The organism is Erwinia sp. JUb26 (assembly GCF_003751505.1).
In the GTDB taxonomy this organism is placed as follows: domain Bacteria; phylum Pseudomonadota; class Gammaproteobacteria; order Enterobacterales; family Enterobacteriaceae; genus Erwinia.
In genome coordinates, this window is the sequence record NZ_RJVB01000004.1 from 396,974 (window position 1) to 423,361 (window position 26,388).

At 59.8% G+C, this 26,388-nt stretch carries 24 protein-coding genes; 13 read left to right on the forward strand and 11 right to left on the reverse strand.

The window, feature by feature from the left end; all coding sequences use genetic code 11:
- A complete protein-coding gene (locus EC836_RS13355) occupies positions 1–1,308 on the forward strand; it encodes an NtaA/DmoA family FMN-dependent monooxygenase (protein WP_233599326.1) in 1,308 nt (435 codons plus the stop codon).
- Here the strand turns inward: EC836_RS13355 and EC836_RS13360 are convergent.
- Positions 1,305–1,955: a TetR/AcrR family transcriptional regulator gene (locus EC836_RS13360; RefSeq protein ID WP_304466144.1), complete on the reverse strand. Its 651-nt coding sequence runs from the start codon at positions 1,953–1,955 to the stop codon at positions 1,305–1,307. The genes EC836_RS13355 and EC836_RS13360 overlap by 4 nt on opposite strands.
- Before the next feature lie 277 nt (positions 1,956–2,232).
- Between EC836_RS13360 and EC836_RS13365 the strand changes: the two genes are divergently transcribed.
- The 4 genes from EC836_RS13365 to EC836_RS13380 all read left to right on the forward strand — a co-directional run bounded on the left by EC836_RS13365 (position 2,233) and on the right by EC836_RS13380 (position 4,859).
- Positions 2,233–2,490, forward strand: coding sequence for a YdgH/BhsA/McbA-like domain containing protein (locus EC836_RS13365; RefSeq protein WP_123333821.1), 258 nt, complete (start codon positions 2,233–2,235; stop codon positions 2,488–2,490).
- A 36-nt stretch (positions 2,491–2,526) separates the two neighbouring features.
- A complete protein-coding gene (locus EC836_RS13370; RefSeq protein ID WP_148050374.1) occupies positions 2,527–2,784 on the forward strand; it encodes a hypothetical protein in 258 nt (85 codons plus the stop codon).
- Positions 2,785–2,882: 98 nt separating this feature from the next.
- Positions 2,883–3,206, forward strand: a complete 324-nt coding sequence (locus tag EC836_RS13375) for a hypothetical protein (RefSeq protein ID WP_123333825.1) — start codon at positions 2,883–2,885, stop codon at positions 3,204–3,206.
- A gap of 165 nt (positions 3,207–3,371) precedes the next feature.
- The gene (locus EC836_RS13380) at positions 3,372–4,859 is read left to right on the forward strand and encodes an aldehyde dehydrogenase family protein (RefSeq protein WP_123333827.1); all 1,488 of its coding nucleotides are present in this window, start codon (positions 3,372–3,374) and stop codon (positions 4,857–4,859) included.
- A gap of 98 nt (positions 4,860–4,957) precedes the next feature.
- Here EC836_RS13380 and EC836_RS13385 read toward each other — a convergent pair whose 3' ends face one another.
- Both EC836_RS13385 and EC836_RS13390 read right to left on the reverse strand, forming a co-directional pair.
- Positions 4,958–5,881 (reverse strand): FAD:protein FMN transferase, encoded by a 924-nt coding sequence (locus tag EC836_RS13385; protein WP_123333974.1) that lies wholly within the window; start codon positions 5,879–5,881, stop codon positions 4,958–4,960.
- 36 nt (positions 5,882–5,917) lie between these two features.
- Positions 5,918–8,695 (reverse strand): flavocytochrome c, encoded by a 2,778-nt coding sequence (locus tag EC836_RS13390; RefSeq protein ID WP_123333829.1) that lies wholly within the window; start codon positions 8,693–8,695, stop codon positions 5,918–5,920.
- A 523-nt stretch (positions 8,696–9,218) separates the two neighbouring features.
- Here EC836_RS13390 and EC836_RS13395 point away from each other — a divergent pair.
- On the forward strand, positions 9,219–10,730 hold the full coding sequence (locus EC836_RS13395; RefSeq protein WP_123333976.1) for a DASS family sodium-coupled anion symporter: 1,512 nt from the start codon (positions 9,219–9,221) through the stop codon (positions 10,728–10,730).
- A gap of 175 nt (positions 10,731–10,905) precedes the next feature.
- Positions 10,906–12,549, forward strand: a complete 1,644-nt coding sequence (gene fumA / locus EC836_RS13400) for a class I fumarate hydratase FumA (protein WP_123333831.1) — start codon at positions 10,906–10,908, stop codon at positions 12,547–12,549.
- A gap of 156 nt (positions 12,550–12,705) precedes the next feature.
- Here the strand turns inward: fumA and EC836_RS13405 are convergent, their stop codons facing one another.
- From EC836_RS13405 to EC836_RS13435, 7 genes are read right to left on the reverse strand one after another with little or no spacing between them, the layout of a single operon-like run.
- The gene (locus EC836_RS13405; RefSeq protein ID WP_123333833.1) at positions 12,706–14,007 is read right to left on the reverse strand and encodes an amidase family protein; all 1,302 of its coding nucleotides are present in this window, start codon (positions 14,005–14,007) and stop codon (positions 12,706–12,708) included.
- Between the two features lie 3 nt (positions 14,008–14,010).
- Positions 14,011–14,865, reverse strand: coding sequence for a TauD/TfdA family dioxygenase (locus EC836_RS13410; RefSeq protein ID WP_123333835.1), 855 nt, complete (start codon positions 14,863–14,865; stop codon positions 14,011–14,013).
- Between the two features lie 18 nt (positions 14,866–14,883).
- On the reverse strand, positions 14,884–15,621 hold the full coding sequence (locus EC836_RS13415) for a class II aldolase/adducin family protein (protein WP_123333837.1): 738 nt from the start codon (positions 15,619–15,621) through the stop codon (positions 14,884–14,886).
- Positions 15,622–15,623: 2 nt separating this feature from the next.
- Positions 15,624–16,361: an ABC transporter permease gene (locus EC836_RS13420; protein WP_233599329.1), complete on the reverse strand. Its 738-nt coding sequence runs from the start codon at positions 16,359–16,361 to the stop codon at positions 15,624–15,626.
- 2 nt (positions 16,362–16,363) lie between these two features.
- Positions 16,364–17,110 carry an ABC transporter permease gene (locus EC836_RS13425; RefSeq protein ID WP_123333839.1) on the reverse strand — a complete coding sequence of 249 codons (747 nt, stop codon included), beginning with the start codon at positions 17,108–17,110 and terminating at the stop codon, positions 16,364–16,366.
- Entirely contained in the window at positions 17,107–17,937 is an 831-nt protein-coding gene (locus EC836_RS13430; RefSeq protein ID WP_123333842.1) for an ABC transporter ATP-binding protein, read from the reverse strand. Before EC836_RS13430 ends, EC836_RS13425 begins: the two co-directional genes overlap by 4 nt.
- A gap of 20 nt (positions 17,938–17,957) precedes the next feature.
- Entirely contained in the window at positions 17,958–18,968 is a 1,011-nt protein-coding gene (locus tag EC836_RS13435; protein WP_123333844.1) for an ABC transporter substrate-binding protein, read from the reverse strand.
- 258 nt (positions 18,969–19,226) lie between these two features.
- Between EC836_RS13435 and EC836_RS13440 the strand changes: the two genes are divergently transcribed.
- The 5 genes from EC836_RS13440 to EC836_RS13460 all read left to right on the forward strand — a co-directional run bounded on the left by EC836_RS13440 (position 19,227) and on the right by EC836_RS13460 (position 24,020).
- Entirely contained in the window at positions 19,227–19,904 is a 678-nt protein-coding gene (locus tag EC836_RS13440) for a GntR family transcriptional regulator (RefSeq protein ID WP_123333846.1), read from the forward strand.
- Between the two features lie 63 nt (positions 19,905–19,967).
- Entirely contained in the window at positions 19,968–20,750 is a 783-nt protein-coding gene (locus EC836_RS13445) for an SDR family oxidoreductase (protein ID WP_123333848.1), read from the forward strand.
- Positions 20,751–20,763: 13 nt separating this feature from the next.
- Positions 20,764–21,897 carry a pyridoxal phosphate-dependent aminotransferase gene (locus EC836_RS13450; RefSeq protein WP_123333850.1) on the forward strand — a complete coding sequence of 378 codons (1,134 nt, stop codon included), beginning with the start codon at positions 20,764–20,766 and terminating at the stop codon, positions 21,895–21,897.
- 10 nt (positions 21,898–21,907) lie between these two features.
- On the forward strand, positions 21,908–22,786 hold the full coding sequence (locus EC836_RS13455; protein ID WP_123333852.1) for an alpha/beta fold hydrolase: 879 nt from the start codon (positions 21,908–21,910) through the stop codon (positions 22,784–22,786).
- Between the two features lie 7 nt (positions 22,787–22,793).
- Entirely contained in the window at positions 22,794–24,020 is a 1,227-nt protein-coding gene (locus EC836_RS13460; RefSeq protein WP_233599330.1) for a M20 family metallo-hydrolase, read from the forward strand.
- Here EC836_RS13460 and EC836_RS13465 read toward each other — a convergent pair.
- Positions 24,009–24,863: a LysR family transcriptional regulator gene (locus EC836_RS13465; protein ID WP_123333854.1), complete on the reverse strand. Its 855-nt coding sequence runs from the start codon at positions 24,861–24,863 to the stop codon at positions 24,009–24,011. The genes EC836_RS13460 and EC836_RS13465 overlap by 12 nt on opposite strands.
- Before the next feature lie 140 nt (positions 24,864–25,003).
- On the opposite strand from EC836_RS13465, the gene EC836_RS13470 reads away from it, so the two are divergent.
- Positions 25,004–26,386 (forward strand): NAD-dependent succinate-semialdehyde dehydrogenase, encoded by a 1,383-nt coding sequence (locus EC836_RS13470; protein ID WP_123333856.1) that lies wholly within the window; start codon positions 25,004–25,006, stop codon positions 26,384–26,386.
- The last annotated feature ends 2 nt before the right edge of the window (positions 26,387–26,388 follow it).

Here is a 26,388-nt window from a genome sequence, read left to right on the forward strand (position 1 = left end):
ATGTCACTGCATCTGGCGCTGTTTCTGGAAACTACCGGCTGTCACTATGCGGGCTGGCGGATGCCCGGCGCGGCAAAACCGAACCCCACCGACTGGCCGCTGATTAAATCACTGGCGCAAAAGGCCGAGGCGGCAAAGTTCGATCTGATCTTTATGGCTGACAAGCTGTCGATTGATGATGTATACGGCGACAGCGTGACCGAAGCGGTGCGCCATCGCGTGACCGAGCGGCCGGAACCGTTCACCGTGCTCTCTGCGCTGGGCGCGGTCACCGATAAAATCGGCCTGGCCGGGACCATTTCCAGCTCGGTGATCCAACCGTTTGCCGCTGCGCGCACCCTGGCGACGCTGGATCATCTGACCGGCGGGCGTGCCGGCTGGAACGTGGTGACCTCGACCAGCGATGCCGAAGCGGCCAATTTTGGTCAGACGCTGCTGAGCCACGAACAGCGGTACGAAAAGGCGGAAGCGTTTATCGAAGCGGTCCGCACGCTGTGGGACAGCTGGGCGGATGATGCGATTATCGGCGATCGTGAAAACGGTATCTACGCGGACGGCAGCCGGATCCGCTATGCCGGCATTGATAACGACTGGTTCAGCAGCCGCGGGCCGCTGAATATTTCCCGCCCGCCGCAGGGGCATCCGGTGACCTTTCAGGCCGGTGGTTCAGGGCCGTTTATGGAGCTGGCGGCACGCACGGCGGATGCGGTGTTTGCCGCAGAAAAACCCGATCTGGCCTCGGCACAGGCCTGGTATGCCGCAGTCAAAGCGCGGGTGGTGGCCCACGGTCGAACGCCAGACAGCCTGAAGATCCTGCCCGGCTTACAGCCGGTGATTGGCCGTACGCAGAAGGAGGCCGACGATCTGCTGGCTGAGCTGAAGCAGCTGCATCATCCGCTGGCCACCCTGACCCATCTTTCGAACACCATGAACTACGACTGGGCGCAGCACGATCTTGACGGCCCGGTGCCGGACATCGTCGGCCAGCTGGCGAGAAAAGAGCGCTTTGCGCCGATGCTGAGCCATGCGAGAGAGCAGGGGATGACCGTGCGGCAGTTTACCAAATGGGTCGCCGGCTCCGGATTTATCGTGGCGGGAACCGCGCAGTCGCTTGCGGCGCGTATCGCCGAGTGGTATCAGCAGCGTGCGGTGGATGGCTTTGTAGTGATGCCGCCGTGGATACCGGAAGCCTCGGATGCCTTTTTCAACGAGGTGGTGCCGCTGTTGCAGGAAAGGGGCGTGTTCCGCACAGCGTATCAGGCCGATACGCTGCGCGGTCATTTAGGCCTGGAGCGCCCGGCGGGTTAATGAATGCCGAGCTTGCTGAGCGTTGGCCACTGCAGCATCAGCGTATCCACCAGCGCGTTTAGTTCCGCTTCCGTCGCGCCTTCGCGGGCGCGTACGGACATCCCCTGCAGCAGGCAGCCCAGCCAGGCGGCAATCGCGTTTACGTTGGTACGCGCATCCAGTTCTCCGGCGGCCTGACGGTCCTGCAGAAACTCCAGCAGATTTTGTTCCTGATTATCGTGACGCCTGCGCAGCATTTTCGCCACGTCTTCTGAGCTGGCGGAAAGGCCTGTTGAGGTACAGATAAAGAAGCAGCCACCCGGTTTTTCACTGTCGGTAAAACAGGCCGCCGTTGAGCGGAAGTAGTTCTCCACGCCACTGGCCACGCAGCTGTCCGGGCAGGTGAGCGCTGCGGCGCTTTTGCTGGCGAACTGCTCGGTATAGCGATCCACCGCCGCGCGGAACATGCCCTCTTTATTGGTAAATTCAGCATACAGCGTGGGCGCTTTTGCGCCGGTTGCCGCTACCAGATCAGCCAGAGAAGTGGCTTCGTAGCCATGACGCCAGAACAGCTCCAGCGCAATATCCAGCGCCGCTTCCCGATCGAAGGTCTTTGGCCGTCCCCGGCCTTTACGTGTTGCCGCGTCCTGCTCAGTCGTCGTCATCATTCCTCGCTTAGCATTACCGCACAAAAGATTAAATTATCAATCAGTATAAAAACATTGACGGGCGCTGTCGAGCGGTACGTTATGGCGGATTTCGTCTGACGTTTTGCAAAAAAGTGCTCACTAAAAAATAACAAATTCAATGAATTGCCCATTAAATTATCGATCGTTAATAAAATCACATTGACGGTGCGCGTAACGGAAGATAACATTTAATTATCGATCGTTAATTAATAACGACGCCAACTCATTAAACAGCACAAAATCGAGAGTAAATATTATGAAAACCATTAAAATGTCCATCGCTGCAATCGCTCTGGCTTCCGTCTCTTTCACCGGCTTCGCGGCCGATCTGGTTAACAGTGCGCCTCAACAGCAGCAACAGATTGGGGTCGTTTCAGCGGGCGGCGCGTCAAATCTTTCCTCACTGGAAGCGAAACTGGCGGTGAAAGCTGAACAGGCGGGCGCGAAATCTTTCCGGATTACCTCCACTTCCGGTGCAAATAAACTGCACGGCACCGCGGTGATCTATCAGTAATTCATTTTTTCACAGGAAAAGCATCAAGGGGACATGATGAACATCACTAAAACCGCCCTTGTTGCCGTCATCCTGAGCACGATCTCCGGTGCCAGCCTGGCAGCACAAACAGAGGGTTATCTGACGACGGTACAACAGCCGTCAACCACCAGCTTCGTGACCGGTAGCACCACGCTGGTCGCGCTGAATACCCAGCTGTCGGGTAAGACCACCGCCGTGCCTGCCAGAGCGATTCGCACCGCCGCGTATACGGAGCCGAATAGCCTGTTGGGCACGACGATCAGCTATCACTGATACCGACTGACTTCATAAGCGCCGCTTTTAACAGCGGCGCTTTTTTTGTTTCAGTAAGTTACGTACTATCCTCATACCGACAGTAAAGGGATTTTAAAATGCGTATTTTTGGCTATATCAGCGAGCAGGAAAGTCGACATTCAGGCAGCGGAACACCTTTTCTACCCGTCTATAGCCACCTGTCTGCGCCCATTCAAGCCCGTGCAGACGCGATTCTGGATGCGGTTGCCCGCCTGGTGCTGCACTTCCAGCTGCTGGCGGAAGGAGATGCCTGGCGGCTGCAAACCGAAACCTTCATCAACTGCCCGGATAAGGCCACCCGCCTCAAGCTGCTGCCGTACTGGCTGTTGATCCGCACGGCAAGCGGGATTATCCGTCGCCGTACCCTCGCGGCCATTCAGCGCCAGCTTTCCCCCACCTGAATACGGCTTTTCGGGCCTTCACGCGCCGTCAGGCCGCAGCAAAGCACGCAAGCTCAAACAGAAGATCCCGCAGTTAACGCAGATTGTTAGCGTGGTAAATCCAGCGGCCACGGTCCGACAGCATCCTGGCCCGCAGGCCAATCTTTTTCTTAAAAGGGACTTCTTATGACTCAGGTAAAACTCCTTGCGGTAGTTGATGCGTTTTTACAGCGCGAACACGGTCATTTTATTAATGGACTGAGCCAGCCGGGAGGCGGTGCGCTGCGTCCGGTGGTCAATCCAGCGACGGGGCAGGAAATTGCCCGCGTTCACGACGGCTGTGCGGAAGATGTTTCCGCAGCTATGGCAGCGGCGCAGCAGGCTTTTCGCGGCAGCTGGGCGGAGATGACCGCACTGGGACGGGGAAAGCTGCTGCTGAAGCTGGCCGATGCGATGGAACAGCATCGTGAGGAGCTGGCGCAGATAGAAACGCTGTGCTCCGGGAAAGCCATTACGCTGTCACGCGAGCTGGAGGTGGATCAGGCAGTGGCGTTTCTGCGCTACTTTGCCGGCTGGGCCGGAAAAATCTGCGGCGAAACCACCGAAATTTCCCTGCCGCCGCGCGGCGGTGAAAAGTACCGGGGATTCACCCTGCGTGAGCCGCTTGGCGTGGTGGTCGGCATTATCCCCTGGAACTTTTCGATCATGATTGCCATCTGGAAAATGGCGGCCGCGCTGGTGTGCGGCTGTACCGTGGTGCTGAAACCCAGCGAATTCACCCCGCTGACCATGCTGCGCGTGGCGCAGCTGGCGGCGGATGCGGGATTCCCGCCTGGTGCGATTAACGTGGTGAACGGCAACGGCGGGCTGCTGGGACCGATGCTGATCGAACATCCGTTCTGCGCCAAAGTGACCTTCACCGGTTCGGTGCCGACCGGTCGTTCGGTGGGTAATGCCGCCAGCGCACTGGCGATCCCGGTGACCCTGGAGCTGGGCGGTAAAAACCCCGCGCTGTTCCTGGCGGATATGACGGTGGGCGAGATGGTTGACGGCATTATCGAAGCGGGCTATCTCAACCAGGGGCAAATCTGCGCCTCGGCGGAACGTTTCTACCTGCCTGCGGAGAAAATGGATGAGGTACTGAGTGGGCTGATCCAGCGCCTGGCTCGGCTGAATGTGGCTTCTCCGCTCGATGAAGCGTGCCAGGTTGGTCCGCTGGCCAATAAGGCCCATCTGGAGAAAATACAGAAGCTGGTGGCACGGGCAAAAGAGGATGGCGATGAGATCCTCTACGGCGGATATTCACCGGAGCGTCCCGGCTACTATTTCCTGCCGACGGTGGTGAAAGTCCGCAGTGAAAACTCCACGCTGATGCGTGAGGAGACCTTCGGCCCTGTCGGATCGTTTCTTGCGTATCACGACGAGGAAAAGGTATTACAGCAGATCAACAACTCGCCGTTTGGCCTGGCCGCCAGCGTCTGGACGCATAATCTGAATAAGGCGATGCGCTACAGTGAGCGGATGCAGGCAGGTATTGTCTGGATCAATATGCACAGCTTACTCGACCCGGCGCTGCCGTTTGGCGGCGTGAAAGGTTCCGGCAACGGGCGCGAGTTCGGCAGCGCATTTATCAATGACTATACGCGTCTGAAATCGGTAATGATGCGCTACTAGCCTTCCGCAGGGCGATAATGGCATCGCCCGTTTTACTTCCCCCAAGTTCACCCCGTTCTGAAACGCCTGTCCTGCCCGATAACCCTGCCGGAGTGAGGTTAGCCCCTTTCAAGCCGATAGCTGTTATCCAGCAGTCTGAAACTGAACTGCCGCTGTGAAGAACAGATCACCCGGCGATCCCGGGTCACAAAAATCGCTTCAATCTGCGGGATATCAGCAAGATAAATCAGGCTTTTCTCCACGCCCATGCCATACAGCAGCGTGGTGTAAATATCGCCGTCAATTGACTCTCTCGACACCACGGTCACGCTCAGCAGTTCGTTATCCAGCGGATAGCCGCTGCGCGGGTCGAGAATATGGTGATAGCACCGTCCGTCGAGTTCGAAGTAGCGCTCATAGACGCCGGAAGTGACCACCGAGCGGTTGATCGCCTCAATCACGCCAATCAGCGCATCTTCCCCGGCGAACGGCTGCTTCAGGCCGATGTCCCAGCACCGTTCCGTCCGGTGGCCGAGCGTCTGCACATTGCCGCCGAGGTTAATCAGCGCGTCATCCACCTGCTGCTGGCGCAGATAGTCGCGCACCGCGTCGGCGATCCAGCCTTTGGCAATTGCCCCAAGATCGATTTCCATGCCTGGCTGATGCAGAAACACGCTGTGGGTGTCATCGTCGAGGGAGATCCCGTCGGGCCGGGTGAGCGCCAGTAACGCTTCAAGTTCCGCTTTCGGCGGCACGCTGTTGCCCTGAAAACCGATTTTCCAGCGCTTCACCAGCGGTCCAATCGCGAAATTAAATGCGCTTCCGGGCAGCAGGCTGACAGCGTGAGCGCGCTTGATCAGTTGATACACCGGTGGGCTGACGGCGACCGGATGGCGGCCCGCCGCGTGGTTAATCGCCATCACCTCCGAGTCGGGGCGATTGACGGTGAGCCGATTTTCCTGCTGTTTGATAAGCCGGAATACCCCGCGCGCCAGCGTTTCATCGTGCTCAAACAGCTTGAGCACGATCGGGGAACCCATCATCACTGAGGAAAAGGTGTAGATCCCGTCCACCGGATGTCAGCGCCGGGCCCAGGCGGCGGCGTTGCGCCCGGCCAGCGTGCCGAAGATGATGATATCGGCAATGGCGTTACCGCCGATGCGGTTAGCCCCGTGAATGCCGCCGACCACTTCACCCGCCGCCCATACGCCGCCGATCGGCTGCTGCTGCGCATCCAGCACCGCCGTCTCGGTATTGATCGTCACGCCGCCCATGGTGTGGTGCACGCCGGGGGCAATGCGGATGGCATAGTACGGTGCCTGATTCAGCGGATGGCGCAGCGCGGTGCTACGGCCAAAATCCTCGTCCTTCTGCTGGTCAACAAACTGGTTGTAGCGCCCCAGCGTGGTTTGCAGGGTTTCCTGATCCATATTCAGCTTCACCGCCAGCTCGTGCGGGGTCGCGGCGCTGACCACAAAGCCTTTGGCGATGTACTCATCGGCGGCTTTGTTATTGCCGCGGACCTGGTTGTCGAAGATGATCCAGGCGCTTTTTTCCGGCAAGGCGATAATCGCCGCCGAGACTTTATCGCGGGTATCCATCTCGTTATAGAAACGCTGGCCCGCCTGGCTGACCAGAATCGCGCCGCCGCCGCGGATCGCTTCGGAGATCAGATAAGAGGTGGTTTGCTCTACGGTCGGGTGGATCTGAATTTCGCCCATATCCACCGTGCCTGCGCCGATGTGTTGCAGAATGGCAATCCCGCTGCCGGTGGCGCCTTTGTGATTAGTGGTGACGAAGCCATCCAGCTCCGGGCGATACTTCACCACCATTTCCCGGTTGGCGCTGAAGCCGCCGGTGGCAACAATCACGCTTCTGGCATTCAGGATGCGGCTGTCGTTATACTCATCCACCACCTTCACGCCGCTGACTTCGCCGTTTTCCAGCAGGATCTCTTCCACCGAGGTTTCCAGCAGCACCTCAATGTTGCGCTGGTTAATGCCTTTGACCAGGCCGCTGATCAGAAAGCCCCCCACGGCAGAGCGATCGGCAGGGCGGTGGGTGCGCTCAATGCTCATGCCGCCGGTGATGGTGATGTCGCTGAGTTCAATCTCATTGTCCTTCAGCCATTCAATCGCTCCCGGTGCCCGCTCAACAAACTCCTTCAGTAGCACCGGGTTATTTTTGAATTTGCCGCCTTTCAGCGTTTCGTCATAGAACAGCGTTTTGCTGTCCTCAATGCCTTTAAGCTGCTGATAGTGGGTTTCCGCCGCGTTCATCCCCACCGAGGCCTTAATGGTGTTGCCGCCGATGGTCGGCATCTTCTCAATAATCACCACGTGCGCCCCGGCGTCGCTGGCCTGGATCGCCGCCGCCAGACCGGCACCGCCGCTGCCGATCACCACCACGTCGTAACTTTGCGGGGCCTGCGGGTTGCCGCCTTCTTCTATCACGTGCTCTTTACTGGAGGTGGTCATCGCGCGGGAGACGGCTTTCTTCAGCGCCTCGCTCTGGGTGGTGGCCCCGGTGATGGCATCCACGTAGGGGCTGTTGGCCACCAGCATCCGGCTCCGCAGCTTTTCAAACGTGGTGGTGAAGTCCACATCGAGTGTGTCATCCGGCACCATAGCGATATCGGTAATGCGGTCGGTATCCAGCGTGACGTTGATCTTCAGCTTCAGCGCTTCGGCTTCCACTTTCTCCTGGTACACGCCGGCTTTATATTTCCGGCCGCCGGAGCTGACATCGCGGATCATCGCGTCGACCAGCGAGAATCGCCACAGCGGCTCGGGAATATTCAGCGCTTCCCGCTGGGTACTGTTGATAAACAGCTCAAGCTGCTCGTTTTTAATGATGCGGTCGGTCCAGTCCGGGTAGGCGATGCAGGCTTTACCCACCGCCACCAGATCGAAACCTTTTTCCAGCGCCAGCTCGGCGTCGGCTTTATTCAGCACGCCGCCGACGCCGATCACCGGCACCTTCGCCAGCGTCGTCGTGCGGGCGGCGAGATATTTGGTAATCAGCGGGGTGGGATCGTCGCGGTCAACGATGGACGGGCGCAGCAGCTGGCCGACGGAGAAATGCACGTAGTCAATGCCGCGTTCCGCCAGCTTCTCCAGCAGGTACATGGTATCGTCGAAGCGGATGCCGGGCACTTCCAGCTCTTCCGGCGAGAAGCGATAGCCGATAATAAAGGTGGCGTCGGCGAAGCGCCGCACCATTTTATGGGTGATCTCCAGGACCTCCAGCGGGAAGCGGGTGCGATTGTCGCGGCTGCCGCCCCATTTATCGTCGCGCTGGTTGGAGTTCGGCGAATAGAACTGCTGGATCAGATAGGTATTCGCGCCGTGCAGCTCCACGCCGTCAAACCCGGCCTTGATTGCCCGGTTAACCGCATCGCCAAATTTGGTGATCATCACGTCGACTTCTTCCGCGGTCAGCGCCTGCGGGGTGGTTGCGCCTTCGCGCGGGGCGGCAATGGCACTCGGGGCGACCGGCGTTTTGCCGCCGATCAGCTCCGGCTCCACCATGCGTCCGCCGTGATAGATCTGCAAAATGGCTTTCGAGCCTTTGGTCTTAATGGCGTGGGCAATTTTCGCCAGGCCGGGAATTTTGTTGTCGCTGTCGATGCCAATCGCGCCGGGGAAGGCCGGACCTTTGGGGTCGATAAAGCAGGACTCAACGATGACGGTACCGATGCTGCCCGCGCGGTCGCGGTAATACTCGACCAGCTCGCTGGTCACCGTGCCGTCGTAAAAGCCGGTACAGGTGGTCATCGGGGCCATCAACAGACGGTTTTTCAGCACGGCGCCGTTCGGCAGCGTTAACGGATTAAGAACAGGGCTTAGCGTATTCATCAGGTGGGCTCCAAATAAAAATTCTTATAATTCTGTTGCAGGCGACGATTTAAAAAATAATGAAATGACGACATCCTGTGGCGATTATAAAATTACTCGGGTGGATTGTTTATTATTCTAAATTCAACCACCGACAATGAACAGACATTCCTGTACCGAAATAAAATATTTTATTAATTGTTAACCAACAAGAACAAAAAATCAACTTTCAATATACACAAAAATAACTACAATAAAAACAACGCACTGTGTGATGTTTTTTGTGCTGTTATGGCGTTGATTATAAAACAGACAACGGATTTTTAGCGTTAAGATAAAGTTTACCTTTTAAATAATTTTTTCCATTTCAATTAATGGAAATATCGAATTTCAGCGGAATATTAACAGCCGTGTTTTATCTTAATGTCTCAGGGCTTCTGGAGATGCCTCGAAAATATGAATAAAAAATGAAAAAACAAACGTGAGATCGGCTATAAAGTATGTGGATACTTCACTCATGCTCATCAACCTGCAGATAAAAACTATGAAACAGACATCTTCGGTTAGTGAAACCGCTGCCGCACCTACGGCCGCGGCGGGGCAAAAAAAACGCCTGATTATGATGTTCCTGCCCGTGCTCGTGGCGGTGCTGCTGTTGCTGGTGCCGGTACCACAGGGGCTGGAACCTTATGCCTGGCACTTCTTCGCCATTTTCGTTGGAGTGATTGTTGGCCTGATTTTTGAACCGTTGCCCGGCGCGGTGATCGGACTGACCGGCGTGGTGGCGATCGCCTTATTCAGCCCGTGGGTGCTGTTCAGCCCGGCTGAGCTGGCCGATCCGAATTTCAAAACCGCCACTCAGGCGTTTAAGTGGGCGGTCAGCGGCTTCGGCAACTCCACCGTGTGGCTGATCTTTGGCGCGTTTATGTTTGCCGCAGGCTATGACAAAACGCAGTTCGGCCGTCGGCTGGCGCTGATTCTGGTGAAATACCTGGGCCGCCGCAGCCTGACGCTGGGCTACGCCATCACTTTCGCCGATCTGCTACTGGCACCGTTTACGCCGTCCAACACCGCGCGCAGCGGCGGCACCATCTATCCGATTATCGCTAACCTGCCGCCGCTGTACGGCTCCAAACCCAACGATCCCAGCGCGCGGAAGATCGGCTCCTACCTGATGTGGGTGGCGATCACCGCCGCCTGTATCACCAGCTCGATGTTCCTTTCGGCGCTGGCACCGAATCTGCTGGCGCTGGCGTTGGTTAAAAGCGTTATCGGCTTTGATATCTCCTGGGGGATGTGGTTCCTGGCCTTCCTGCCACTCGGGCTGCTGCTGCTGCTGACCATGCCGCTGATGGCCTACTGGCTCTATCCGCCGGAGGTGAAGTTCAACGATGAAGTGCCGCGCTGGGCCACCAGCGAGCTGGAAAAACTCGGCAGGCTGTCGCGCAATGAAATTCTGCTGCTGGTGTTTGTGGTGTCCGCGCTGCTGATGTGGATCTTCGCTACGGCCTGGATTGAACCGGCGATGGCCGCGCTGCTGGTGGTGGTGCTGATGCTGTGGACCGGGGTGCTGAACTGGAATGACATCACCAGTAACAAACCGGCGTGGAACACCTTCGCCTGGTTCGCCACGCTGGTGGCGCTGGCCGACGGCCTGGCGCGCGTCGGCTTTATTGCCTGGCTGGGCAAACAGGGCGGTTTGCTGCTTCAGGGCTACGATCCGCAGGTGTCGGCGGTGGTGCTGATGATCGCCTTCTACCTGCTGCACTATCTTTTTGCCAGCACCACCGCGCACACCACCGCGCTGCTGCCCGCCATGCTGACCATTGCCGCCTCGATTCCGGGGATCAATATGCCGGTGTTCTGTCTGATGATGTGTACCTCACTGGGCGTGATGGGCATTATCACCCCGTACGGCACCGGCCCCAGCCCGATTTACTACGGCAGCGGCTATCTTCCCACCAGGGACTACTGGCGGATGGGCACCATTTTCGGGCTGTTCTTCCTGTGCGCGCTGATGCTGATTGGCTATCCGTGGATGGTAATGATGTTCTGATCCGGCACTGAAATCATGGTTATTCTCCGCAACACCCTATAACATCCTGCGTAAACCTGCCGGCCCCGTTTTTCCCCGGGCCGGCCAGATAAAAAAACCATAATGAAATATCGCCAGTGACGTTGCCGGTGGTGCAGCGATGTTGCGCGGCTACTTATGATTAAGTGAGAGCAAAATGTCGAAAAAACCGTTCCATTATCAGCCCCCGTTCCCTCTCGCCAAAGAGGATACCGAATACTATCTGCTTACCCGCGATCACGTTTCCGTCAGTGAATTCGACGGGCAGTCGATTTTAAAAGTCGAACCTGAAGCGCTGACGCTGCTGGCACAGCACGCGTTTCACGATGCCTCCTTTATGCTGCGCCCGACGCACCAGCGCCAGGTGGCCGCGATGCTGACCGATCCGGAAGCCAGCCAGAATGACCGCTATGTGGCGCTGCAGTTTTTGCGCAACTCGGAGATTGCCGCCAAGGGCATTCTGCCGACCTGCCAGGACACCGGCACGGCGATTATCATGGGCAAAAAAGGGCAGCGCGTGTGGACCGGCGGCGGCGATGAGGCCGCGCTGGCGAAAGGGGTGTACAACACCTACACCGAAGACAACCTGCGCTATTCGCAGAATGCCGCGCTGGATATGTACCGCGAGGTGAACACCGGCACGAACCTGCCCGCGCAGATCGATCTCTACAGCGTTGACGGCGACGAATATAAGTTCCTGTGTATGGCGAAAGGCGGCGGCTCGGCCAACAAAACCTATCTTTACCAGGAAACCAAGGCCCTGCTGACACCCGGCAAGCTGAAAGCGTACCTCACCGAGAAAATGCGCAGCCTGGGCACCGCCGCGTGCCCGCCGTACCATATTGCCTTTGTTATCGGTGGGACGTCTGCCGACAGCACGCTGAAAACCGTGAAGCTGGCCTCGACTCACTACTACGACCAGCTGCCTACCGAAGGCAACGAGCACGGTCAGGCGTTCCGTGACGTAGAGCTGGAGCAGGAACTGCTGCTGGCGGCGCAGCAGCTGGGTCTGGGCGCGCAGTTTGGCGGTAAATACTTCGCCCACGATATCCGCGTGATCCGCCTGCCGCGCCACGGTGCATCCTGCCCGCTGGCAATGGCGGTATCCTGCTCCGCCGACCGTAATATCAAGGCGAAAATCAACCGCGACGGCATCTGGATTGAGAAAATGGAGCAGAATCCGGGCCAGTATATTCCGGAGGAACTGCGCCAGCAGGGCGAAGGCGATGTGGTGCAGGTAGATCTGAACCGGCCAATGAAAGAGATTCTGGCCCAGCTCTCCGAATACCCGGTATCGACCCGTCTGTCACTCAGCGGCACCATTATCGTCGCCCGCGATATCGCCCACGCGAAGCTGAAAGAGCGGATTGATAACGGTGAGGGGCTGCCGCAGTACATCAAGAATCACCCGGTGTACTACGCCGGACCGGCGAAAACGCCGGAGGGCTACGCGTCCGGTTCGCTGGGGCCGACCACCGCCGGCCGCATGGACTCCTACGTCGATCAGCTGCAGGCCAACGGCGGCAGTATGATCATGCTGGCAAAGGGCAACCGCAGCCAGCAGGTGACGGATGCCTGTCAGAAACACGGCGGCTTCTACCTCGGCAGCATCGGCGGCCCGGCTGCGGTGCTGGCGCAGCAGAGCATTAAGAGCCTGGAGTGCGTCGAGTACCCCGAGCTGGGTATGGAGGCTATCTGGAAAATCGAAGTGGAAAACTTCCCGGCCTTTATCCTGGTCGATGACAAAGGCAACGACTTCTTCCAGCAGATCCACAATCAGTGCGACAGCTGCATAAAATAATCACGTAAAAACGTCACCCCCTGCGGAAAGAAGGGGGTGACGCATCACTTCTGCTTAGAATGAGAGATACATCGCCTGACTCACAAGCAATGACGTAACACCCGTGCTTAACAGGGCGCAGCTTCAGCGTTAACCTCTGTCCCGTTACCTTTACTTCTATTTCAACTCGTCAATCCGTGGTGATAGCTGCGCCATCAGCAGCGCCGCAGCCGCCAGCAGGCGCCGGTCCTCCCCGGCCGCAAACTGAAACTCCATCCCCACCGGAATACCGTCAGGCGTCTGCCCAAGCGGCAGGCTGATGCACGGCAGGCCGACCACCGTGGCCGGTTCGCAGTTGGCGATCAGCTGGCGGAACAGCGCATTGGCCTGCTCAATCAATGGCGGCAACAGTGGCACCGTCGGAAACACCAGTCCGTCTAAGCGATGCTGCTGAAATACGGCCTTATAGCGGTCAATCAGCAGCGGTTTCCAGCGGCTGAGTGCCTCCTGATAGCGTTCGGGACCGATGGTTGCCGCATCCGCCACCAGCGCGCGCACGTCGGGGCTGGCGATGGCGTTTTTCAGCTGCTCAAAACTGTAGCGGCTGCCGCGCTGCTGCAGATAGCGCGGCAGGTCGCGCAGCAGCTCAAACGAGGCCATCGGGTATCCCGCCTGCACCGCCAGCTCCCCGGCCTGTTCAATGTCCACCTCAACCAGCGTGATGCCGAGATCGCCTAACCGGTGCAGCACCACCTCCGCTGCCGCTGCGACGGGCGGTTCGCAGTCGTGCCAGAAATGCGCGCGGGGTACGCCCAGCCGCAGATCGGCCAGCGAAACGGCGGGCAGGGTGGCGTCACCGCTGATGACGGCATCCAGCGCCAGCACGTCGTCCATGCGCTGAGCGATAATCCCGGCGGTGTCCCGGCTGGGGGAAATGGGGGCGATCCCCTGTTGCGGATAGCGCGCGAGCGAAGGGCGAAAGCCAATCAGCCCGCAGAACGAGGCCGGAAGCCGCACGGAAGCGCCGGTGTCGGTGCCGATGCTGGCCGGAACAATCCCGGCCGCCACGGCGGCGGCGCTGCCGCTGGAAGAACCGCCTACCACGCGGCCCGGCAGGAAGGGATGCAGCACATCCCCCCGGGCGGCGTTCAGCCCGCTGGTGCCGGACGCCAGTTCGTGCATGCTGGCCTTACCGATAATAATCGCCCCTGCGTTCTGCAAACGCGTCACCAGCTCCGCGCTGTGGCTGACCGGTTCCTCCGCCAGCAGCGCGGTGCCGATGCTGGTCGGCATCCCGGCGACATCGATATTGTCTTTCACCACCAGCGGGAAACCGGCGAGCGGGGCGCTCGTCCCGTCGACGCCTGCCGCCGCTGCTGCCAGCGCCGGTTCCGCAGCCAGCCAGCTCAGGCTGTTCAGGTGGCGCTGCTTAAATGCCTGTAGCAGCGCCTGATGCAGTCGTTCGCCGGAAGCGGCCATGGCTTACACCAGCGCCTGCGGGCGTTCGCTGCCCTTCACCGTCGCGCGATGCATCACGCGGCGGTAGGCCACATCGTCATACGGCGTGGCCTGGTGCATGGTGCAGCGGTTGTCCCAGATCAGCAAATCGTGCGCCTGCCACTTGTGGCGATAAACAAACTGCTCGCTGACGGCGTGCGCATTCAGCCGAGCCAGCAGCGCTTCACTCTCTTCCGGCGACAGGCCTACGATCTCTTTCACGATATCCTGGCCAACAAACAGCGACGGACGGCCGGTTTCCTGATGACGACGCACCAGCGGATGGGTGACGTCCGGGGTGGCGGCTTTCTGCACCTCGGTCAGCGGTTCACGATCGGCGAAGGCTTTGGCGTAGTAGGTGGAGTAGGAGTGCACCGCGCTCAGCGGCTGGATCAGGCGTTGAGTTTCTTCATCCAGCGCGTCATAGGCAGCAAACATCGAGGAAAACAGCGTATCCGCGCCAAACGGCGGTACTTCCACCGCGTGCAGCACCGAGCCGAAGCAGGGCACATCGTAGTAGGACCAGTCAGAGTGCCAGTTCCAGCCCTCCTTATGGTTGCCAATCGCCTTACCGTCCTGCTTAACGTTGGACAGCACGTACAGCTCGGGATACGGCGTGGTCAGATACTGGCTCAGCACGTGAACCTGCAGCTCGCCGAACTCGCGGGCAAAGGCTACGTGCTGCGACTCGCTGACCGGCTGCTGGCGCAGCAGCAGCACCGAGTGGGTGTTCAGCGCATCGCGCAGGGCGGCAAAGGTCGCAGCATCGATCGGCTGGGTGGCATCAACGTTCAGCACTTCCATGCCGATATGTTCGGTTAGCGGACGAAGTTCTAACATGACTAATCTCCTCAAGCGTTACTGACGATAGCTGGGGTCAAGGTTGTCCAGCAGACGGATAAAGGCGGGCCACTCGCGTTCACCACGCAGGCGGATATCCCCTTCACATTGATTAAACTGGCGTGCGGCCTTCTCCGAAACGGCCTCCGGCGGCAGCAGCAACTGGCTACCGCTGCCCTGCGCCATCAGCTGAATGCGCGCGGCGCGTTCGAAGTAGTAAGCGAGCATAAAGGCTTCGGGAATGGTGCGGCCGGCGGCGAGAATGCCGTGATTGCGCAGCACCATTACCTGATGCGGTCCGAGGTCGCGCACCAGCCGCGCGCGCTCATCGGTATCCAGCGCCACGCCCTCATAGGCGTGATAGCCAAGGCGGTTCCAGAAGTGCATGGCAAACTGGCTGACCGGCTGTAAACCCTCTTCGAGCGCCGAGACGGCGGTGGCCGCATCGGAATGGGTGTGCAGCACGCAGATGGCATCTTCACGCGCCGCGTGGATCGCGCTGTGGATAACGAACCCGGCGCGGTTTACCTCATAGTCACTTGGTTCCAGCGCGTTGCCGTCCAGATCGATCTTGATCAGGCTGGAGGCGGTCACCTCCGAGAAAAACAGCCCGTAGGGGTTGATCAGAAAATGGTGTTCCGGCCCCGGCAGGCGCACGGAAATATGGTTATAAATCAGATCGTCCATCTTGAAATGCGCGATTAGCCGGTAGCAGGCGGCAAGCTGTACGCGGAGCTGCTGTTCAGATTGATTCATGATTATTTCCACCAGATAAAGGTTGTGTCGATCCAGGCCAGCAGGCCGTAGAGTGCGATACTGACCAGAGAAGAAACGACGACGGCAGCCCAGACGGTCAGCAGATCCACCTGCTGGGTGGACTGGAAAATGGTCCAGCCGATGCCCTGATACGCGCCGAGCATTTCGGCGACAATCGCCACGATAATGCTGCGTACCAGCCCCACGCGCAGGCCGCTGACGATATTCGGCAGCGCGGCGGGCAGTTGCAGTTTGCGCATAATAGTGAGGCGGCTGGCACCGAAGCTGCGCATCAGATTAATCATCTGTAGGTCGGCCTGTTTCAGGCCGTGCAGGCTGTTGACCAGAATGACAAAGCTGACGGCGAGGACGACCAGCACGATTTTGGACATGGCCCCCATGCCAAACCAGATCAGCGCCAGCGGGATCCAGGCCACGGTCGGCACCGAGTTAATCGCCACCGCCAGCGGCATCAGAATCGCCTCCAGCGGCCGAAAAATCGTCATCAGCATGGCCAGCAGCAACCCGGCCAGCAGGCCAATCGCGAAGCCGCTCAGCGCCTCCACCAGCGTCCAGCCCATTGACACCCACAGGCTGCTCCCACTGCTGATAATTGCCAGCACGATGCTGTGCAGCGACGGCAGCACAAACGGCTGAATGTTAAACAGCCAGATGCTGCCTTCCCACAGCACAATCAGGCTGAGTACGCCGAAGAACGGCGGCAGAAGTTTGCGTATCACGGTTATTTCCCCCACCAGGCCAGTTTTCTCTCCAGCCGCTCCACCACGCCATACAGCAGCGCGCCGGTCAGCCCGCAGATCACGATCAGCGTCCACATCCTCACCACGTCTTCGTTGTACATCGACTGGATCAGCAGCACGCCCAGGCCGATCGTGTCACCGAACCACTCGCCAACAATCGCGCCGACCAGGCTGAGGGAAATGCCCAGCTTCAGCGCCACAAAAATCGACGGAGCGGCGGCAGGGAAGTGCAGTACCAGAAAACGCTTCAGGCCGCTGGCACCGAAGCTGCGCAGCAGGCTGATATGCAGCGGGTCCACCATCTCCATCCCGCGCTTGGTGTTCAGCGTGACCGGCAAAAACGTCAGGTAGAAGGCGATCATCACCTTGGCAAACAGCGTGTTGCCGAACCAGATCACCACCAGCGCGCCAAAGGCAATCACCGGCACGGTCTGCGAGATAACAAACAGCGGAAACCAGGCGCGATCGATCCAGCTGACGTAGAAAAACAGGATGCCGCAGGCCACGCCAAACGCGGTGCCCAGCGCAAAGCCCAGCAGCGTTTCCAGCCCGGTGCGTCCGGTGCTGGCCAGCAGCAGATCGGCGTTTTCCCGGATATCTGCCACCACCATCGGCACCGACGGCAGATAGCGTGGGCTGATGGCAAACAGCGTGACGCTTCCCTGCCAGAACAGCAGCACCAGCAACACCGCGACCACCAGGGGATGGGTCAGAAGGCGTTTGATCATGACTGTTCCTCATGCTCGGTGAAGCGAAACGACTTCATGCTCTCTTCTTCGATGGCTTCCAGCAGACGTTTCTTGATGGCGATAAATTCGGCGGAGGTCAGCATATCCGGGGTGCGCGGGCGAGGTAGATCGATCTGCTCAACACATTTGATGGTGCCGGGGCGCGCGCTCATCACCACTACTTTGCTGCCGAGGAAGATCGCCTCATCGATGTCGTGGGTGATAAACAGCACGGTGCGGCGATGCTTCTCCCACAGCTTCAGCAGCCAGCGCTGCATCAGCGCGCGGGTCAGCGCATCCAGCGCGCCGAACGGCTCATCCAGCAGCATTAAATCGCGCTCGAACAGGAAGGTGCGCATTAGGGCCACGCGCTGGCGCATCCCGCCCGAGAGCTGATGCGGATAGCTCTGCTCAAAGCCGCTGAGACCAAAGCTGGGGAACAGCCCCTCGGCGCGTTTGCGGGCCTCTTTACGCGGTACGCCTTCGCACTCCAGCGCCAGAATGGCGTTGTCCATAATGGTGCGCCACGGCAGCAGCAGGTCGCGCTGCGGCATAAACGATACTTTGCCAAGCAGTTCGCCATCCCGCTGAGACTGGCCTTTAAACAGGATCGCCCCGTCGCTGTCCGGGTCGAGCAGCCCGGCGATCATGTTGAACAGGGTTGATTTGCCGCAGCCGGAAGGGCCAACCAGCGTGACAAACTCACCCTCATTGACGATCAGGTTGACGCCGGAGACGGCGATGACCTGTTGCTGCCCATCGCCAAAGCGTTTCCATAAATTATCCAGCTGCAGCAGGGGCAGATGTTTTTTTGGTGCAATGGTCATCAGGCTTCTCCGCGCGGTGATCAGTTAAGGGTTTTGTACTGCGTCGGGACGTTATTCCAGAAGCTAAGGTCGAAGGTCTGGTTGACGTCCACCGGCTGTTTCAGCGCGCCGTACTCCACCAGCAGCTTCATCATCTTCTCGGCTTTAGGCATATCGACGTTGCCCAGCCCCGGCGATCCCGGCGGGTACATCAGCGAGGCGACGGAGTCGAGCATCGCCACCTGATGTTTTCGGTCGAGGCTTGGGTTGGTTTTCATCAGAATATCAATGGTTTCTTCGCGGTGGGTGAGGGCGTATTGCCAGCCTTCCAACGTGGCGTTAACGAAGGCCTGCACCTGCTGTGGCTTTTTTTCCACCATCGATTTTGAGGTGATCAGCGCGTCCTGCTGGGTGGTCACCCCGACGTCATCGGGTGAAATCAGCTTGAGGTTGGTGACGCCTTTCTCTTTCAGCGTGTTGTATTCGTTATAGAGGGTGACGGTGGCAACATCGACCTGCTTATCGATAAACGGGTTGAGCGACACAGACTGTGGCAGCAGGGTGATATCCTCTTTCTTCAGGCCTGCCGCACCCAGCGATGCCAGCAGCGGATACTGCACGCCGGTAAACCACACCGAGACTTTTTTGCCTTTAAAATCTTTAAAGCTGTTGATGCCGGAATCCGCATAGGTAACAAAGACGAACGGCGTGCGCTGCTGGGACATCGCCAGCGCGACAATCGGCAGACCTTTTTCCCGCGCCGCCAGCACGCTCTCCATGCCGCCCGCCAGGCCGAAGGTATCGGCACCCGACGCCACTAAGGTTTCCACGTTGATATTCGGGCCGCCGGGATTGATGGTAACGTCCAGCCCCTGCTGCGCGTAAAAGCCTTTTTCTTTGGCGACGTAAAAACCGGCAAACTGCGCCTGCGCCAGCCATTTCAGGCGCACAGAGACTTTCTCCTGAGCGGCCTGCGCGGCGCCAGCAAGCAGCGCGGTACAGAGCAATCCAGTCAGACAACGACGGGCGAACTGCGAGGTAAGTCCTGACATGTGAGCATCCTCTGGTTTCGGGTTCAACATTCGGGTGGTAATGAAAAATCGCGTTATGTATACATCACGGCGCTGTTTTAATGTCTTTGCTGCCATTCATGACTTGCAGGATGTGTGCCAGTTTCAATAAAGGTCATTGACCCGCGCAAGAAATCAGCGACAATACGCACTATAAAGCGGTGAAGGCGATGTATACCTGTTTATTGAAAAGGTATGCAAATGGATCGTAACAGTGCAACCTGACGAGCAAACAGCACCATGAGTGAGCAAAAAAACCTCTCCCGCCTGACGGGAACCTCGCTGGCGGACGGCCTGAAGCAGACGCTGGAAAAAGAGATCGCCAGCGGCGCGCTGGAGCCGGGTAAGCGACTGGACGAAAAGGAAATTGGCGCGCGATTTGGCGTTTCGCGCACCCCGGTACGCGAGGCGTTTCGCCTGCTGGCGGCCGACGGGCTGGTGGATCTCAACGGCCGTCAGGGCGTGATGGTGCGCGCCCTGAGCATGAATAAGCTGCTGGAAATGTTTCAGGTAATGGCCGAGCTGGAAGGGCTGTGCGCGCGGCTGGCGGCGCGGCGTATCTCGCCGGACCAGTTGGCCACGCTGCGCCAGATCCAGCAGCAGATGGCGGATCGCGGCCCGTCCATTTCGCCGGAAGCCTTCTATGAAATGAATCTCAGCTTCCATGAAGGGATCTATGCCTTTGCCCGTAATGCGTTTTTAGCCGAAGAGACGCGCGCGCTGCGCAACCGCGTGGGTGTATATCGCCGCCGGGTGACCTTCCATCCGGGGCGGGTCAATAAAACTCTCGAGGAGCACGGTGCGATCCTTGAGGCGATCGCCCGTAACGACGCCGATGCCGCGCACGACGCGATGCGCAAGCACCTGACCCTGCTGGGCGATGACCTGGTCGATTTTATCGCGGGCTTCAGCAAATAAACATTTTTGCCTTTCTGGTATGCAAATTGCTTTGCTATGTATACCTAAACTGGAGGGCACCAAATGAATCTCAATCTGAACGGCAAGAGCGCGTTGATTACCGGCGCATCAAAAGGCATCGGCGAAGCGACGGCGCGCGTACTGGCCGCCGAAGGCTGTACGCTACACCTGGCGGCACGTAACGGCGCGGCAATGCGCGATCTGCAACAGGCGCTGATTGCCGAATATGGCGTCAGCGTTTCGGTGTATGAAAAAGACCTCAGCTCCACGGCGGCGATGGAGTCGCTGGCGGCCGAAGTCGGCGCGATTGATATTCTGATCAACAATGCGGGCGACATTCCGGCCGGATCGCTGGAGGTGGTTGGCGACCGCGAGTGGCGCGCCGGGTTCGATCTGAAAGTTTTCGGCTATATCTCCCTCTGCCGTCTTTACTACCCACAAATGAAAGCGGCCAAAAGCGGCGTGATCGTCAACGTGATCGGCAACTCCGGTGAAAACTGGGATGCCAGCTATATAGCCGGCAGCACCGGCAACGCCGCGCTGATGTCGTTTACTAAAGCGCTGGGCGGCCGCAGCCTGGATGACGGCATCCGGGTGATCGGCATCAACCCCGGCCCGGTCGCCACCGACCGCATGCTGAAAATTATGAAGCGTAAAGCAATCGATATGCTGGGCGACGAGTCGCGCTGGGAAGAGTTGTTCGCGCTCTATCCGGGCCAGCGCCCGGCCACCTCGGAAGAGGTCGCGGATTTAGTGGCCTTTATGTCTTCCGGGCGCGCGGGCTACATCAGCGGCACCAACATTACTATCGACGGCGGCATTGCTGCGCGTGGATCCGTCATTTAACCGGGAGCGCAGCATGTCAGATATCTATACGCGTAATGCCTGGTTCGATCGGCTGTTTGCCACCGAAGGGCTGATCTGGATGGGGCAGAACACCAACCATCTGCCGCCGCATCCGGACGTGCTGGCCGCACTGCATAATTCGGTGGCCGCTACCGAGTTTAGTGCCTATGCGCCGCCGCTGGGGTTTGAGTCACTGCGCAGCGCCATTGTCGCCGACATTGGGGTTCCCGGCGTGACGGCAATGGTCACCGACGGTGGGGTGAATGCCCTGGCGACGCTGTGCCGCGCCCGCTGCCGCCCCGGCACCACCTTTGTTACCACCGATCCCAGCTGGAAATGGCCCTGCCAGTTCGCCGAGCAGATGGGATCCGAGGTTATTCAGATCCCGATCTGGAACCCCGACTGCCACTATCGCCTGACTCCGGACGCACTGGCGGCAGCGGTGGACGACAGCACCGCGCTGATCTATCTCGTCGACCCGAATAACCCGCTGGGCATTCACTACAGCCGGGAAGAGCTGCAGGCATTTATCGATATCGCCCGCCGCCACGGTGCGCTGCTGATCCACGACTGCACCTACCGCGACTTTGCCCCGGAGCACGTGGCCGCACTGGGGCTGGACAGTGAACAGGTGGTGATGTCCGTGAGCTTTTCAAAATGGCTGGGGCTGGCGGGCCTGCGGGTCGGCGCGCTGGTGGCCGCGCCGGCGCTGCTGGCCGAACTGGCCCCGTACAACGGCGGCGTGCTGGGGGCCAGCGTTCCGGCGCAGCGCGCGGCGGAAGCGGGTTTAAAAGTGAAGGCGGAATGGATGACCACTCTGCTGGCGGCGGACAAACGCAATAAAGCACGCATTGCCGAGGCGGTCAGCGCCGTGCCGGGGTTGTCGCTGCCGGTCTACCCCTCCGGCGGTAATTTCCTGGTGATTGATGTCACCGGTGCCGGTATTCGTCCCGAAGCGCTGGTGGAGTGCTATCTGCAACAGGGCATTCAGATCCGCCACGGCGGCTATCACACCACCACCTTTGGCGATCGCTTTATCAAAGTCAGCACCACGGTTCCGGCTGAATGGGCGGAGAAATTCGCCGCTCTGCTGCCGGAAATGGTGGCGCAGGCCGCACAGCTGCAGCAGTTCCGCCAACCATTCTGAGGAGCGAACCATGTTTATTACCACCAACGATCGGGTTCAGCTGTGGGTTGAAACCAGCGGGGAAGGCATCCCGATCCTGTTTATCCATGAATTTGGCGGCAGTTTTGACAGCTGGCAGCCGCAGGTCCATGCCTTCAGCCGCCGCTATCAGTGCATCACCTATGCGGCACGCGGCTATCCGCCTTCGTCGGTGCCGCAGGATCTGGAAGCGTACTCCCAGCAGCGGGCGGTGGAGGATGCGCTGGCCGTGCTGGACGGGCTGGGCATTGAAAAGGCGCATATCGTCGGGTTATCGATGGGGGGATTTGCCGCACTGCATTTTGGCCTCAATGCGCCCGAGCGCGCGCTGTCGCTGACCGTGGCCGGAGCAGGCTACGGCTGCGAGCCGGAAACCGAAGCGTATTTCCGCCAGGTTTCGCTGCAGGTAGGCGAAAACTTCGCCCGCCAGGGGGCAAAACAGTTTGCGCCGACCTATGCGCTGGGGGCCAGCCGCGTGCAGTTCCAGAACAAAGATCCGCGCGGCTGGCAGCGCTTTGCCGATCGGCTGGCGGAACACGACTCGCTGGGAGCCTCGCTGACCATGCGCGGCGTGCAGGCGCGTCGCCCGGCGTTCTACCAGCTGGAAGCGCAGATCAAGGCGCTGATGCTGCCGGTGCTGATTATGGTCGGTGACGAGGACGATCACTGTCTGCAACCCGGCCTGTACCTGAAAAAACACCTGCCTGCCGCCGGGCTGGCGATCCTGCCGAAAACCGGCCACACCCTGAATCTGGAAGAGCCGCAGCTGTTTAACCAGCTGCTGGCGGAGTTTTTCGCGCAGGTTGAGGCGGGGAAATGGGGCGTGCGCGACCCGCGTGCTAATCCGGCGCAGATAATGCGCACCGACTGAGGGTGAAATGATGAAAATTAACGGTGAGCGGCTCTGGCAGCGGCTGATGCGGATGTCACAGGTGGGGGCCATTGCCGGTGACGGCGTCAATCGTCAGGCGCTCAGTGCGGAAGAAGCGGAGAGCTTGCGGCTGATGATTGACTGGGCGCAGGCCAGCGATCTGGAGGCCCGTTGCGATATGGCGGGGAATCTGTTCGTTATCCTCTCCGGTACCGATCGCGCGGCCGCGCCACTGCTGCTGGGCAGCCATCTCGACAGCCAGCCCACCGGTGGCCGCTTTGACGGCGTTTACGGCGTGCTGGCGGCGCTGGAAGTGCTGACGGTGTTTCGCGAATGCGGCCTTCAGCCCGCCTGCGATGTCGTGGCGGTATCGTGGATGAATGAAGAAGGATCGCGGTTTGCACCGGGGATGATGGGATCGTCGCTGTTCGCCGGCGCGCGCGCGCTGATGGCGATGCGCGCCGTGACCGACGAGGCGGGCTGCTCCGTCGGCCAGGCGCTGGATGAACTCCACCGGGCGGTGCCGCTGGATATCTACGCCTGCCCCCATCCCCCGCTCGCCTATCTGGAGGCGCATATTGAGCAGGCGACACAGCTGGAACGGGCGGAGGCCACCATCGGTGTGGTGAGCGGCATTCAGGGCAAGGTGACCTGGCAGGTGACGCTGCATGGCGAGCGCGGCCATGCGGGCACGGTGCCGATGGCGCAGCGGCGCGACGTGCTGCGCTGCTTCAGCGGCATCGCGCAGCGGCTTTACGACAAGGTGGGCGCGGCCGATCCGGCGGTGATGCTGACGATAGGACGGATTGAAATGCAGCCCAACGCGCCGTCGGTGATCCCGGACCGTCTGACCTTCCGCATCGATCTGCGCCACCCCGACGCTGTGCGGTTAACGGCGCTGACGGCGACAGCAGAGCGGCTGATGAGCGAGATGGCGTCACCCTGTGACATTGAATTCACCCGCCTGAGCGAAGCCGCGCCCAACGCCTTTTCCCCCGAACTCCAGCAGGCGATTGCGCAATCTGCCAGCGAACGCGGCTATCCGGCGCTTTCTTTGCTTTCCGCTGCCGGCCACGACGCGCGCTATCTGGCGGCAATCTGCCCCTCGGCGATGATCTTTATTCCCTGCCGCGCGGGCATCAGCCATGCGCCGGAAGAGTGGGCAGCGCCCGAGGCGGTCAGCGCGGGCGCTCAGGTGCTGCTGGACGTGGCGCGCCGCTGGTCAGGGCTGTAGCATTTCGGTCATCGCGTTTAAATTGGCTGCGCGTGTGCCCTTGCGCCACACCAGCCAGATTTCAATATTGCCCATCCCGCCACCCAGCGGCCAGGCCTGCACGCTGTCGCGCCCCGGCATACTCTCCAGCATGCTGGCCGGGATCAGCGCCAGCCCCGCGCCCGCGCTGACGCAGGCCAGAATGCCGTGATAGGACTCCATTTCGAAAATCTTGCCAGGCACGGCGTTTTCCCGCGCGAACCAGTTTTCAAACAGCCGCCGGTAGGAGCAGTTGGCGCGGAAGGCATAAATCGTTGAGCCGGAAATGCTGGCGGCATCCGGCACCGGCGGATGATTCAGCGCGCCGATTAGCACCAGCTCCTCGCTGAAGGCCGGTACGCCCTCCAGCTGCGGGTGCTTAGGCGGCCCGTCGACAAACGCCGCGCTGTAGCGGCCTGAGAAAATCCCGTCAATCATATCGCCGGAGGGGCCGGTGGAGAGGTCCAGCTCCACCTGCGGCCACTGCTGATGGTAGCGGGCAATCAGCGGCGGCAGGCGCACGGCGGCGGTACTTTCAATCGCCCCGAGGGTGAAGACGCCGCTGGGATGCTGCCCGGATACGCTCAGCTTCGCCTCTTCGGCCAGCGCCAGAATGCGCCGTGCGTAGTCCAGCAGCGTGCGGCCGCTGTCGGTGATATGCAGCCGCAGTTTTTCCCGGCGGAACAGTTCGCAGCCCAGCTCCTCTTCCAGCTGGCGCAGGCGGGTAGAGATATTCGACGGCACGCGGTGCAGTCGGTCGGCGGCGGCGGTGACGCTGCCCTCTTCGGCAATCGCACGGAAGACATCCAGCTGGGTCAGATCCATATCATTCTCAATTTGAGCAAGTAACTTTCATTATTATTCATTTTTAATGAAAGCTTCACAAGCCTATCATTTCCCCATGCCGCATTTCAGCCTGTGCGCTGGGTGCAACGTTGAACCGAATGATCGAGAAGGCGCAAAACATGACCGACGTAAATTCTGCCGTTTCCCGCAACCCCGCCACGGGTGACGTGGTGGCCCGTTATCCTTTCGCCAGTCGGGCCGATGTTGATGCCGCACTGGCACAGACCGATAGCGCCTTCCAGACCTGGCGCAGCAGCCCGCTGAGTGCCCGCGTGCAGCTGCTGCTGTCTGTTGCCGCCGGGCTGCGTGAGCAGAGCCGCGCACTGGCGGAGATGATGACCACCGAAATGGGTAAGCCCATTGACCAGGGGCTGGCCGAGGTGGAGAAAAGCGCGAAGCTGTGTGAATGGTACGCGCAGCACGGTCCTGACTTCCTGCAGCGGGAACCGACCACCGTTGAGGGCAACAAAGCCTTCGTTGACTACCTGCCGCTGGGCGCGGTGCTGTCGGTGATGCCGTGGAACTTCCCGATCTGGCAGGTGCTGCGCGGCGCGGTACCGATTCTGCTGGCGGGCAACAGCTATCTGCTGAAGCCGGCCCCGAACGTGATGGGCTGTGCGCTGCTGCTACAGCAGGTGCTGAGCGATGCCGGGGTGGCGGAAGGGCTGTTTGCGGTGGTCAATGCCGACAATGACGGCGTGGCGCAGGCGATTAACGATCGCCGTATTAAAGCGGTTACCGTCACCGGCAGCGTACGTGCAGGATCGGCGATTGCCGCGCTGGCCGGCGCCGCCATCAAGAAATGTGTGCTCGAGCTGGGCGGTGCCGATGCCTTTATCGTGCTGGCCGACGCCGATATCGATGCGGCGGTGAAGGGGGCGATTGCCGGTCGCTTTATGAATAACGGCCAGCTGTGCATCTCGGCGAAACGTATCATCGTGGAGAAGGCGGTGTTTAACACCTTCCGCGACAAATTCCTCGCCGCGGTTAAGGCGATGAAAATCGGCGACCCGCGTGAGGCCGGGGTGTGGATTGGTCCGATGGCGCGCTACGATCTGCGCGACGAGCTGGATTCGCAGGTGCAGGCCACGCTGCAAGAGGGCGCCACCCTGCTGCTGGGCGGCCACGTGCTGCCGGGCGACGGTAACTACTATGCGCCCACGGTGCTGAGCGACGTCACCCCTGCGATGACCAGCTTTAAGCAGGAGCTGTTTGGCCCGGTGGCCTCGCTGATCGTGGCGGAGGATGCAGATCACGCCGTGACGCTGGCCAATGATTCCGAGTTCGGTCTGGGGGGCAGCCTGTGGAGCCGCGATCTGGCCGCAGCGCAGCGCCTGGCATCACGTATTGAAACCGGCGGGATGTTTATTAACACGCCGAGCTTCTCCGACCCGCGGGTGCCGATTGGCGGCGTGAAGAAAAGCGGTTTTGGCCGCGAGCTGTCGCACTTTGGCCTGCGCGAGTTCACCAACCCGCAGACCGTCTGGATTGAACAGCCCTGAGT